At 56.8% G+C, this 13,077-nt stretch carries 9 protein-coding genes and 1 pseudogene; 2 read left to right on the top strand and 8 right to left on the bottom strand.

The features are described 5' to 3' along the window. Positions 1–27 precede the first annotated feature (27 nt). From CSQ86_RS04225 to CSQ86_RS09895, 5 genes are all read right to left on the bottom strand, one after another. Entirely contained in the window at positions 28–1,341 is a 1,314-nt protein-coding gene (locus CSQ86_RS04225; protein WP_165773742.1) for an ABC transporter substrate-binding protein, read from the bottom strand. A 54-nt stretch (positions 1,342–1,395) separates the two neighbouring features. Continuing rightward, positions 1,396–2,361: a carbohydrate ABC transporter permease gene (locus CSQ86_RS04220; RefSeq protein WP_100493881.1), complete on the bottom strand. Its 966-nt coding sequence runs from the start codon at positions 2,359–2,361 to the stop codon at positions 1,396–1,398. 7 nt (positions 2,362–2,368) lie between these two features. Next, entirely contained in the window at positions 2,369–3,301 is a 933-nt protein-coding gene (locus CSQ86_RS04215) for a carbohydrate ABC transporter permease (RefSeq protein ID WP_100493880.1), read from the bottom strand. A 186-nt stretch (positions 3,302–3,487) separates the two neighbouring features. Further along, positions 3,488–5,041 (bottom strand): glycosyl hydrolase family 28 protein, encoded by a 1,554-nt coding sequence (locus CSQ86_RS04210; RefSeq protein WP_100493879.1) that lies wholly within the window; start codon positions 5,039–5,041, stop codon positions 3,488–3,490. Between the two features lie 110 nt (positions 5,042–5,151). Then, positions 5,152–6,699 carry an MFS transporter gene (locus tag CSQ86_RS09895; RefSeq protein WP_100493878.1) on the bottom strand — a complete coding sequence of 516 codons (1,548 nt, stop codon included), beginning with the start codon at positions 6,697–6,699 and terminating at the stop codon, positions 5,152–5,154. 147 nt (positions 6,700–6,846) lie between these two features. On the opposite strand from CSQ86_RS09895, the pseudogene CSQ86_RS10100 reads away from it, so the two are divergent. Together CSQ86_RS10100 and CSQ86_RS04200 are read left to right on the top strand one after the other, a co-directional pair. Continuing rightward, positions 6,847–6,978, top strand: a pseudogene (locus tag CSQ86_RS10100) (LacI family DNA-binding transcriptional regulator); the annotation flags it as partial. A 15-nt stretch (positions 6,979–6,993) separates the two neighbouring features. Further along, on the top strand, positions 6,994–7,863 hold the full coding sequence (locus CSQ86_RS04200) for a LacI family DNA-binding transcriptional regulator (protein WP_243387609.1): 870 nt from the start codon (positions 6,994–6,996) through the stop codon (positions 7,861–7,863). Between the two features lie 124 nt (positions 7,864–7,987). Here CSQ86_RS04200 and trpD read toward each other — a convergent pair whose 3' ends face one another. The 3 genes from trpD to CSQ86_RS04185 form a co-directional block, all read right to left on the bottom strand. Then, positions 7,988–9,034, bottom strand: coding sequence for an anthranilate phosphoribosyltransferase (trpD, locus tag CSQ86_RS04195; RefSeq protein ID WP_100493876.1), 1,047 nt, complete (start codon positions 9,032–9,034; stop codon positions 7,988–7,990). A 189-nt stretch (positions 9,035–9,223) separates the two neighbouring features. Further along, positions 9,224–10,804, bottom strand: coding sequence for an MFS transporter (locus CSQ86_RS04190; RefSeq protein WP_165773741.1), 1,581 nt, complete (start codon positions 10,802–10,804; stop codon positions 9,224–9,226). A gap of 190 nt (positions 10,805–10,994) precedes the next feature. Next, on the bottom strand, positions 10,995–13,010 hold the full coding sequence (locus CSQ86_RS04185) for a glycosyl hydrolase 115 family protein (protein ID WP_165773740.1): 2,016 nt from the start codon (positions 13,008–13,010) through the stop codon (positions 10,995–10,997). Between the last annotated feature and the right edge of the window lie 67 nt (positions 13,011–13,077).

Genomic DNA, 13,077 nt, shown 5'->3' with positions numbered 1-13,077 from the left:
TTGGGCAAGGAAAGCCAGAAAACGGCATCATGACGCGAAGTCGATGGACTCCTGCAATTCGGCAATCATGTCCTTGGCGGCGTCCAAAGCCTTACGCTTGCCGAAGACCACATCCTGCTGATATCGCACGATGATCTTGTCCAGTTCGGAGGCGCCGTTGGGCGTGATCGACGGCGGATTCCCCAATGTTGGCTGAATCTTGTCCATGAAGTCCAATGCCGTGCGGTCGGTGCCGGCCGCATCCTTGGCGAGCATCCTGCGGATATCGTTGTTGGCGGGGATGCCACGCTCGGTGCCCAGAATCGTGCCGGCGTTCTTGTCGTTGACCAGATAATCCACCAACATGGCCGCTTCGGCTGGGTGCTGGCTACCGGAAGACACCGCCCAATACATACCGGGCTTCAGATACATGGTCTTCTCCCCCGGCGTTACTTGCGGCATTGGCGCCAACGTCATATTGGTCGTGCCGGCCGCCTGCGCGTAAGGGGTGATTTGCGTGGCCTGCGTGATCATCATCGCCTGCCTGCCTTTGCCGAAATCAGTGTCGTTCAACGTGGCCGCGGTATTCTCGCTCCATCGCTCGGCATTGCCTTCAATGCCGTTCTTGGCCCAATCCGCAGGCAGTTGGAGGAACGAGGCCAATGTCTCAGGCGAGATGGTAACAGCATTGTCCTTGAACAGATTCTCCCCATGTTGGCGAGCCCACAATTGCAGGCCGTATCCATTGTTCGGCGCAATGGCGCCTATTGTCTTGCCGTCTGACTTATGGGTGACCTGCTTAGCGAAGGCCGAAAACTCATCCCAAGTCCATGTATCGGTGTTCGGCAGCGTAAGTCCCAAGTCGTTCAGCACATCGTTATTGATAATGACGCCATACTGCGAAGTCGCCATCGGCGCGGCCACCTGTTTGCCGTCCACCTGTCCCATGGCCTTCAACGACGGGTCCATCGTACTGAGATCCAGATAGTCCGAAGCTTTGTTCAGGTCGAGCAATGCATCCATTGACCCATAGAATGCCAGATACAGCTCATCCATCTGCATGACATCCGGCGCGTTGCCGCCAGCGGATTGCACGGCGAGCTTGTCCCAGTAGCCGGTCCAATCGGAGTATTCGGTCTCCACATGGATGTTTGGGTGTTCCTTTTCGAACCCGGCAATCGCCTCCTCGGTGGCCTTGATACGGGCGTCGCCACCCCACCAGCTCAGACGGATCGTCACGTCACTGTCGGCGGGCTCGACTGGCACGTTGGAGGCACCGACCGAGCTGCCGCACGCAGCGGTCGTCCATAGCGTCATCGCAGCCAATCCAGCTGCCATGGCTTTCTTCCATATACGCTTCATATCAGTTCTTCCTCTGTATGGGAGCAGATAACGCTCCATCCATGTTTTCCGTCATCACTTGCCGCCGGTGGTGGCGATGCCTTGCACCAAGTACTTCTGTCCGAACGTGAATACCAGGAATAATGGAATAAGCGAGACCACGCTCATCGCGAACATCGGACCGTAGCTGGACTGGGATTGCGAGTCGATAAACGTACGCAACGCTATCGGCACAGTGGCCATATCCGGCTTGGTGAGATAGAGCAGCTGGCTGAAGAAGTCGTTCCACGTCCAGATGAACGTGAACACCGCACAGGTGCCGATGGCGGGTTTCATCAACGGCAGCAAGATCTGGAAGAAGATGCGCACGTGGCCGGCACCATCCAGCTTGGCCGCCTCATCGAGATCATGAGGCAAACCACGCAGGAACTGATAGAACAGGAAGGTGAAGAACCCGTCCATGGCGAGGAACTTCGGCACAATCAGAGGCACGAAGGTGTTGATCATGTGCAGAGAGTTCCACATGATGTACTGCGGAATCACAATCACATGAATTGGAATCATCAACATCAGGAGCATGAATCCGAACAGCACTCCACGGAACCGGAAGTTGAGCCGGGCGAAGGCATAGGCGGCCATCGAGCAGGTGAGGATGTTACCGATGATGGCGAACACCACGATGATCAGCGAGTTGAGGATATACCGGCCGAACGGGTAGCTCAGCGCGTTCCATCCGGCCACGTAGTTCTGCCAAACCGGATGGGTGACCACCAGTCCCATATTGGTGAAAATCTCGCTTTGCGGGCGCAAAGAGCTGGCAATCATCCACAGAATCGGATACAGCATGAGGATCGCCAGCAGCAACACCACAATCTGTTTGACCACGGCTACAATCACACGGCCGATACGTCGACCGCGATTGGCCTGCATGCCCGCACCGGAACCGAGCTCATCATAGGCCTGTCTGCGGTAAACGGCACGCATTTCGCTTGCAGTGCGATCTTTCAGGGATTCGCCGGGATTGGTCGCGGCGTTCTTCATCGAAACATCAATCATCGTAATGCACCCAGAACTTGGAAAGAGCGAAGTTGATACCGGTCAGCAAGGCCACAATCAGCACCATGACCCATGCCAATGCGGAGGCGTATCCCATGCGAAGGGACGCGAAACCCTGCTGGTAGAGATACAACGTGTAGAACAACGTGGAGTCGGACGGGCCGCCGGTGCCGCCAGAGACCACGTATGCCTGCGTGAAGGTCTGGAACGAGTTGATCACGCTCATCACGAGGTTGAAGAAGATGATCGGCGAAAGCATCGGCAAAGTGATGGAACGGAACTGGCGCCATTTGCCGGCGCCGTCCACACTGGCCGCCTCGTATAATTCACGTGGAATCTGGCGAAGACCGGCGAGGAAGATGACCATCGGCGAGCCGAACTGCCAGATGTGCAGGGCCATCAACGTCCAATTAGCGGTGTCGGGGTTCGCTATCCAGCTCATAGAGGTGTCGATGCCGAACAGGCCGAGGAACGCATTGAACAAGCCGTCCGAGCCAAACACCATTTTCCACAGTACGGCTACAGCCACCGAGCCGCCAAGCATGGAAGGCAGGTAGAAAGCGGAGCGATAGAAGGCAAGTCCTCTCATGCCGTGGTCCAGCATCACCGCAAGTGCAAGGGCGGCAACAAGCTGCAATGGCACGGAGACGACCACGTAAGTCAGCGTGACAGTAAGAGAATTGATGAATCTGGGATCGGCGAGCATATGCCGGTAATTCATAAGCCCTACGAACTGCGGCGGCTTGATCATGTTGTACTTGGTGAATGAGATGCCCAACGAGTACAGCATTGGAATCAGACTTAGGAATATGGCACCGACCAGCCAAGGGGCAAGAAATCCCAGTGCCACCTTGGTATCCTTCGGCTTGTCTTTCGGTTTATGCCGGTTTTTGACCAGCGTGCCGAATTCCGCAAACGAACTCACAGTGTTCCTCCAATGATTTCAGACCTTCATCGGTCGGATATATGCCCCAGCATATCGGCGTGCGACCTGTCGTTGCCACTTGTTGCCAAAGTTGCATTCATATGGCCATGCCAACGATGCCATGATCGCTTCCCCTACAATCATGGCATCGTTGGCATTTGATCTAAAGCGGCTTCGCTTCACTATTCATGACTCAATGCCATCAAACACAACATTCCGGGTATGACGAAGACGGATACTCATATGATCCTCATCCGACGTCTTGCGATCCGGCGCGATGGTGAAGCCGATGTTATGGAATGCAACATCACGCACTTCATATCCAGGCACGTCGAAGCCCTGCACGTCGATGTCACAATCGATATCGCCTATCGAACCACCGGATACCGTGCTCGGATCGAACCGATCGATAAGACGCACATCACGAAACTCCATGTTCTCGAACACCGGCGGCACGTCGGAGCCTTCGCCGTCATCGTTGTATCCCACCGAATGAATCATAATGCGGGATGTCTTGCATTGGCGCATACGCACATCACGCACGTATCCGCCACGCTTCTTCGTAGCTTTGACTTCCAGACCATAGGCGGTGCGAGACATGTCGCAGTCCCATACTTCAACATCGCTCACGCCACCGGACATTTCACTACCGATGGCAATGCCCCAGCCGAACAACGAATTGCAGTCAAAGATGCGTACGTGTTCAGTAGGCCGGTTGATGACGTTCCCCTCCGGGTTACGGCCCGACTTGATGGCCACCATATCATCGCCGGTTTCGAACGCGCAGCCGAATACGGCGACGTTCGTGGATGAATCAGGATCGCAGCCATCACCATTCCAAACAGCTCGCGACACGAAGGTGCAATCCGAAACCGTGACGTGATCGCTGTATACAAAATGCAGATTCCATGCCGGTCCCATGCCGACGGTCAGACCACTGATGACGATGTTGCGCCCGTTGGACACGTTGATCAGTCGTCCTCGAACTCGACCGGCCAACGTGGTGGGCTTCTCGAACTCCGCGATCCTGTCGCCCAACGCAATCAACTTGTCCTTGAGCCGCTCCATCTCCTGGTCGATGGTGGATTGCATGAGTTCCACGCCGCCTCCGAGGATGGAACCATGCCCGCGAATGACGATGTTCTCGCAGTTGAATGACGAGGAATGGTCAAGCTCGCCAATGTTGAGCAGACTGGAATACCGTTCGCCCTCTATGCCCTCGAATCGGCTCCATATACGCGGCTCATAGTCAGCCGGCTTGGAGCTGCCCTGCAGCACGCCCCCATGTTCGATGACCAGTTCGGTATTGGAGTGCAGACGAAGGGCGCCGGAGAGAAAGACACCCTTGGGAATGACGACCTGATGATCGGCATCGCAGTCGTCCAGTGCACGTTGGATGGCATCGGTGTTAAGCGTGGCTCCATCGCCCACGGCATTGTATGGCGGCAAGCTCACATCGAGGCGCTTCTTCACCGGAGCGGTGGCGGCGTGCTCCGTCAGCAGCGGCACGAATTCTCCGGAGCCGTCGGCGTCGTAGTCGACCTCCACCGTATGCGTGCTGGAAGGTTCGAGATCCTCAAATGTGTAATGGGTCAAAGTAAGTTCCACCGGTTTGCCGCCGTCGAGAGACACACGGAAACGACGGACAGGAGTGGCGTCGTCGGGCAGTAGCCACCAAATGGTCAGCGTGGTGTCCGTGACCAGTACGTCGTGGTCAAATTCATGGGTATTGATTGTCATGATTTCATTCCTTCATCACAAGCGGTCAATCATACAAGGAAGGTGGCGGGACCATCTGCTCTGAGGGATATACCGCCAAGGCTCAAAGGTCCCGTCACCTGAATATCGGATCAGGCCTGTGCCTGGGGCCAGCACTTCTCGTACGGCACGCCGGTGAGGCTTTCCACAACCTTCTTGGTCTCACTGGTGACGTCAGCCTTGTTACCGCCGTTCTTGAGACGGTTGATCTCGTCGTTCAGAATGCCGTCGGTGCGCTTGTCAAGTTTGAAGGTCAGGGCGATGATCCAGGAGAGCACGAGGCCGATGACGGTCCAACCGATCATCACGAACACGATGCCGTTCTGTACACCGGCGCTGGCGGTGGCGGCCTTGGAATCGAAACCTACATATGCCAGGTAGGCACCGATGGCCATGGACACGAATCCCTTCAGGATACGAGCGATGAAGTAGGTGGAGCCAGTGAAAATGGAGGTGCGGTTCTTGCCGGAAACGAGCTCATCGACATCCGGGATGAACGGGAAGACCGTCCAGCAAGGGAACCAGATGAGGCCACGGGCGATGAACCAGAAGATGCAGGCGGCGATTGCCACCATGACGAACTGTCCGTCATCCATTGTGGGCTGCAACTTCCATGTGACGAACAGCCCACCGAGTGCGAGAATGCCCAGTCCGAAGGCGAGCTGGAAGATATTGCGCGGTCCGATCTTGGCGAACAGCAGGCCCCACACCGGCTTGAAGAATTCCGCGATGACGGCGAACGACAGCAGCATGGAGGCGAAAGCCGTGTTCTTGCCCCAGCAGAAGATCGCGAAGAACACGAAGGTCTGTCCGAAGATGTCCATCATGCAGTGGCTCAGCAGGTAGATGCCCATGAACTTGCGGAACGAGGAGATGCGGAAGGTGGAGATGTAGTCCGCAGCGAGTTTGCCAACGTTCTTGCACCAGCGGGAGAAGCTGAACGGCTGCTTCTGCTCTGCCTCAATCTTGTTCACATCGTATCCGGCTTCCTCCGGGGTCATCTCCCACGTGGTGCGGGAGACGATGAACAGGACGATGGCGAACAGAACCGTGATGCCGATGGCGAAAGACTGATAGGAAATGGCCTTGTCTTCGCCAATCGTTGACAGCATCCAACCGCCGACAGCAGGAATGGCCACGGTGGACACGCCGGATACGATCATACGCACGGTGGAGAGCAGTGTGCGTCCATTGTAATCGCTGGTCATCTCAGTAGGCAGCGACGAGTAGGAGACCAGGAACATCTGCAGCACGACAATGAACAGCGTGTACAGCGCGAAGTACACCACGAACGGCAGGCTCGGAATCCACATCAGCGAGGTGATCAGCACCAGCGGGGAGGCGAGCAGCAGGAAGAAACGACGACGGCCGAACTTGCGTCCAAGCTTGTAACGGTAGAAGTTATCGGACAGGGATCCGAAGATGATGGAAGACACGGCGCTGACGATGGTGGCGACACCGATGATGCTCTGAGCCTGGGCGATGTCCAATCCGGCGAATGTGGTCCAGAACAAGGCCAGATACGTACCGGTAAGGGTGGTGGAACCGCCGCCGTAGAAATCGCCGATGGCGTATCCGAGTGCGCTACCGATAGTGACCTTGCGCTTTCGCGTTAAGGTCGCACTTATTGCCTGAGACATGATTGCTTCTTTCTTTTTCGATTCCCCACAACTCCATTGACACTGTGTGGAATCATCTGTGAATCAGAACACGATTAGTCTCGCAAGAATCGCACACCTGCAATTCTTGTTGCAAAAAGTTTCATTACGAATCATAATCAATCAGTGATGCACAAGAAAGTGACAATATACGACATCGCCAAGGAAGCCGGGGTCAGTCCGGCGACTGTATCACGGGCATTATCCAGACCGGGACTCGTATCCTCCGTCACCATCGCGAACGTCCGATCGGTCGCGGAACAGCTTGGATACGACATGCCTAAGAAAATCAGGCAACTCGATGAGTCGGCCGCCGCAACCATATCAACGCAACGTACCGGTTTGGTCGCGGTCGTTGCACCGGATATCGCCAATCCATTCCAATCAACCTGCATCAAAGTGGTGCAGAACGTAATGGCTTCCCATGGATACACAGTCATCGTTTCGGACACCATGGAGAACATGCTTGCGCATAAACTTCTGAGCAACGTGTGGATGCAACAGATCGACGGAGCCGTGCTCATCGCCCCAAGAACTGGAGAAGCGGAACTGCGCAAAATCGCCGATACCATGCCGCTGGCGATAATCAACAGATCCGTGCCAGGCATCGATCAGGTGCTTTCCGATACGCGGAATGCCGTACGCCAGGCGGTGCTTTCTCTGCAGGTTGCAGGCGTATCCACCATTACATATCTGGCCGGGCCCTCATCGTCCTGGTCCGACAGCAATCGACATAGCCTTATCGTTCATGAGGCGAAACGGCTCGGCATGTCGGTAACGCAGATTCGAGCAACTCAACCCACCATGGAAAGCGGATTCAAAGCCATCGGCAAATTCCTCAGACATCCCACAGACGCATTGTTCGCTTTCAACGACATCATGGCCATCGGATTCATGGCTGCCGCGCAAGGCAATGACATTCATATACCAGCCGATGTAAAAGTGATTGGATTCGACGACATTCCTATGTCCGCATTCACCAATCCAACATTGTCCACGATCCATCTGCCGGTGGAGCAGAACGCCCACAACGCCGCCCAGTTACTGCTACATAGAATACGACGCTCCAACATGGGTGGGGCACAAACCGTGATGGAGCAAGCGATGTTCATCGAGCGTGGCAGCGTCCACGCCACAAAGCCATGAGTACAAGCACGCTGGCATCAGCGTCAGACAGTGCGACGTGGACACTCCATAGCCACGAAACGAAACAGGCTTATTCCTACATCTCATGTGCAGGAATAAGCCTGTCAATGTCTTAGCTGGTCAATCACGCCTTGGACTTGGCGGTTTCGATCCACTTGTTCAGCAGGGTCTCGGCCTTGCCGGAATCAACGGCATCCTCGGCGATCTTGTAGGCTTCAGCGAAGCGCTCGGCCAGCGAGCCATTGCCCACCAGATGACCGTCTGCCACGATGGCGGAAGCGGCGTTGAGCAATGCGGTGGAGCGGGACGGAACGTCCTTGCCGGCCACGAAGTCACGGAAGGCGGCGGCGTTGACCTCCGGCTCACCGCCCTTCAGATCGGCGACGTCGATCTTCTTCAAGCCCAAATCAACGGTCGGGTCGAAGTCGGTCTCGGTGACCTTGCCGTCGCGAATCTCCCAGACGGAGACCGGACCGGTGGGAGCGAGCTCATCCATGCCCTCATGCGAGGTGTAGACCATGCCGGACTGGCCTGCAGCAGCATAGGCGCCTGCCATAATCGGACTCATGGCGCGATTGGCGCAGCCGATGGCCACGTGCGCCGGCTTGGCCGGGTTGGTCAGCGGTCCCAGCACGTTGAACACGCAAGGAATGCCGAGGGCCGCACGAATCGGTCCTACGAAGCGCATGGCTGGATGGAAGGTGCGAGCGAACGCGAAGGTGATACCCACTTCGTCACCGACCTCGCCTACGGCTTCTGGCTTCAAATCGAGCGGCAAGCCCAATGCTTCGAGCACATCGGCGGCACCGCACTTTGAGGATGCGGCACGATTGCCGTGCTTGACGATCTTCACACCGGCAGCGGCTGCAACCACGGAACCCATGGTGGAGAGGTTCACAGTGGCGAAGCCGTCGCCACCGGTGCCCACGATATCGGTGGTTTCACCGGAAACGTTCAGCGGAATTGCGTGCGACACCATGGCCTTGGCCGCACCGGACACTTCTTCGGCGGTCAATCCCAGCTGCTGCTGCATGGCAAGCGCCGCACCCACTGCTGCGGGATTCGCGTTGCCCTTCATCAAATCATCAACGAACCACTCGGATTCCTCGGCGCTCAGGTGGTCTCCCCCAACCAGCTTGGTGAGAATCGACTTCCATGTGATCTCTGCCATTGTTCCTCCTTGACGCACGTTTGCGCCCGATAGCTAGTAACGCGGCTCATTGTAATGGCCTCGCGTTTCATGAGATGCAAACTTCCATATTGCAGAATATGACGCGAGAGGCTCCCTTGTTACAAAGGGAGCCTCTCGCCGATGAACCGTTCTCGATGAGTCGGTTCTCATTGCCGAGCTACTATCAGATCACTCAGCCTTTTGCGGCCAGCACTTCTCGTACTTGACACCGGTGAGCTGCTCGACAACCTTCTTGGTTTCAGGCGTGACGTCCGCCTTGCTACCGCCGTTCTTCAAACGTTCAATCTCAGCGAGCAGAATGCCGTCCGTGCGCTTGTCAAGCTTGAAGGTCAGCGCGATGCCCCAAGCGATAAGCAAACCAATGATGACCCAGCCAATGCACACGAAGGCAATACCGTTCTGTGCGGAAAGCGGCTGGTCCGGGTACTGCATCACGCCGCTGGCATCCTTGGCCGGCTTGACGAAGCCAGTGGAGGCCAGGTACATGCCGATGAAGGTGGTAGCGAAGCCGGAGGTCAGCTTGCGCAGGAAGAGCTGGAAACCAACGAACACACCAGTGCGGTTCTTACCGGTGACGATTTCATCAACATCCGGGATGAACGGGAACACGTTCCACGGAATGAACCAGACCATAGCGCGGAAGATCAGCCACCAGATGGTCACCACGAAGGCCAGAATGGTCCAGGTGCTGTCCGCCATCGTGCCTTGTGCCTTCCACAGACCGAACAGACCAACAAGGCCGAGGATGCCGCCCGCGAAGTTCAGGGAGAACATCTTGCGCGGTCCCAACTTAGTGAACAGCCAGCCGAACACCGGCTTGAGCGGCTCGCCGATCAGAGCGCAGCTGAGCAGCAGGGACGCGAAGGCTGCGGTCTTGTTCCAGTTGTAGATCACGAAGAACAGCCAGGTCTGGCCGAACACATCCATGAAGGTCTGGCCAAGCAGGTAGATGAGCACGTGCTTACGGAAGGACTTGATACGAAGGGTGGAGAAGTAGTCCACGAACACCTGGCCGAAGCCCTTGAGCCACTTGCCGAAGTTGAACGGCTGCTTAGCTTCCGCCTCAAGCTTGGCAACGTCGAAACCGGCTTCTTCCGGAGTGAGCTCCCAAGTGGACTTGTAGCACACGAACAATGCGATGCAGAAGACGAGGATTAGGCCGACCATCGAGATCTGGTAGGAGTACGAGTGCTGCTCACCGAAGCCCTTAAGCGCAGCGGCCATGATGAGCGGGATGATGGCGGTGGTCACACCGGAGATGAACATACGGACGGTCGACAGCTTGGTACGGCCGTTGAAGTCGGTGGTCATCTCGGTCGGCAGCGTCGAGTACGGGGTCATAATCAGCTGGTTGGCGATGATCCACAGTGCGTAGCCGATGAAGTACAGCCACACCGGCAGACCCGGGACCCATACGATCATGGTGACCAGCAATACTGGGATGCCGGCAATCAGGAAGAAGCGACGACGACCGAACTTACGTCCGATACGGTAGCGGTAGAAGTTATCGGACAAAGAACCGATGACCAGTGCCGCAAATGCCGACAGAATCGTGGCGATACCCATGATGGCGGTGGACTGATCGATGGCAAGTCCAGCAAAGGTAACCCAGAACACCGGCAGGTACGTGGCAATCTGGCCGAAGCCACCACCATAGAAGTCGCCCAAGGCGAAGCCGAAAGCGTTCTTCATTGTAATTTTGCGTCCCTGAGGCACCTTAGCCTCGGGAGCTGCTGTCTGCTGTGACATTACAGCATTCCTTTCTCCATCCGTGCTTGGAAGCCAAGCACGGTTTTTCTTTTTCTTACCCCTCCGCTTCTGTATGCAGGAAGCTGGAGAGAGAAGTGTGACTAGGGGAAGTCTGACATTGCTGTATGGGTCGCTTCCCCACTCGCTGCGCGGGAGCCTCCTCATTCAGAAGAGGCCACGACATTGAGATTTATTTGCCCCACTTAGCCTTCATGGCGGCGAAAATCTCACGGTCGGTTGGGTGGTTCTCCATGTTCATGATCACGAACACGTCCTTCTCCCAAGCTGGGTACATGAAGTCACGCAGCCACTGGAAATAGTGCGGACCATCGCCCACGCAACGCAAGTAACCCATGAGCTGCTCGCACACCCAGGCGGATTGCTTGATGTCGGTCAGGCAGTCGTTACGCCAGAAGCCTTCCCACTTGCCGTGTTCGCGGTCGCGCATCGCATGGTCGCCGGCGGTGAACTCGTCGGAGGCGAGTCCGGCATTGTAGAACGCGTGCTGCCAGTCCTCGTCGTATCCGGCGAGCAGCGCGTCGCACACATGTACCGATGCGGCCACCGAATGCTCGTAGATGCCGACTTCCACGCCGATGGAGTCGCGGATGAGTTCGGCGGCATCCTCCTCGCCGCGCAGTTCGGCGGAGATGGCGGCAAGTTCCACTTTGTCGGTCAGATCGGCGTAACGCTTGACGGCCGGAGCGATGAGATTGCGGTAGAAGTCAATCTGTTCCTTGAGGTTCTTGCCGTCGTGCATCCAGCGCAGATCCTGTGCCGGAGCCTGCTTGTCGCGCAGCCACTGGGTGATGAGCATGCGTGGCACATGGTTGAAGTACTGTTCGCCGGCGTGGTCATCCCAGTTGGGGCCGTACTGTACCGCGGACTTCCAGTACTCCTCGTACAGATCGAAGACGGCATCCACATTGCTTTCGCCGTAGTAGTCGGCGATGTACTGCTTGGCTACCTTCTCGAAGTCAATCTTGCCTTCACGCCAGATGGCGGCGATGAAGTTCAGGAAGTAGACATGCGGCTTGATGTTGGAGGCGTTGACAATCCACACGTCGTCGCCGCCGTTGACAATCACATCCTCCAGTTCCTTGGCCACGAGACGTGGGTCATTGGTGATGTCGGTGGTGTGGTTGGCGGCCTGCAGGTCGTAGAAGCTGGCGTGGTAGTAGATGCCGTTGTCGCCATCGTTGGTAGGCATGGCGGGCACGCGCGGATTGTTGTTTTCCTGACGGCGGGAAACCATGCGTCCGAATCCGTTGTCGGCCCAGATCTTGGCCACCTGCTTCGGGTAGGTCAGCACGCCGGCACGGTAGAGTTCCATGGCTTCGCCGTACAGGTAGATGCAGCACTGCGCACCCGGATCGGCGGCCTGCACCATGTCGTACTGCCGTTGAATGATTTCGGAGAGCAGCTTGCCACGCGCCTCATCGGTGGCATACCGCGGATCGAAGTTCCAGAACGGCTGATCGCCCTGCCCACGGAAGCCGAGGGTCCATACGGTGCGCTTGCCCTTCTGCGCTTCGATGGCTTCACGCCATAGGGCTTCGAAACGAGGCTCCTCCTCCGGCCACTTCGGCTGCACACCCGGATAGGCTGCCGCGAACATACGGGCACCAAGTGGGCAGGCATGATGCTGGTTGATATAGAAGCCCATATCCTGAGCGAGCTTCAAGTGCGGCTCACCGCGCTGGCCGGAACCGGGAATGACCATGTTGCCGCCGAGACGGTAGACGGTTTCGAAGGCCAGTCGCCAGGTCTTGTCGGAATCGTTGTCGTACTTCCAGTCTTCGAGCAGTACCTCATCGTTGATGAAGAAGCCCTTGTATTTGACGGCGGTCGGCTTGCTGGTCAAAGCGAAATCGTCGGCGACTTCGATGGACGGCACCGGTTCGAAATGCTGGTCATTCCAGAACCAGAAGTCCTTGACGCCAAGCACTTCACGGCTGACCGCGTACAGGCCGTAGATAAAACCGAAGTCATCACCGGCATGGATTTCAAGATTGCCGTCCGCCACACGCACTTCATAGGTTTCCGGATTGTGCGGGCCCTCGACCAGCACGATATTCGCACCCTCCTGATCGGACGGCGTCACCGTGGCTTTCAAATCACGCTCGATGTCCTCGACCGCGTATGCCACGGACTTGGATGGCGTCGCACCAGTCACTGTTGTGGTGGCTGTGATGGAAATAGACATGGTTCCTCCAGGTGAACTTGTCTGTTGGTTGCTTTCCGCGATGTTGGGCGCTTCCACGTGCCGCGCA

The sequence above is a fragment of the Bifidobacterium felsineum genome (assembly GCF_002802915.1).
In the GTDB taxonomy this organism is placed as follows: domain Bacteria; phylum Actinomycetota; class Actinomycetes; order Actinomycetales; family Bifidobacteriaceae; genus Bifidobacterium; species Bifidobacterium felsineum.
Note: the sequence above shows the minus strand (reverse complement) of the source record. Positions and strands in the feature narration are given on the sequence as shown.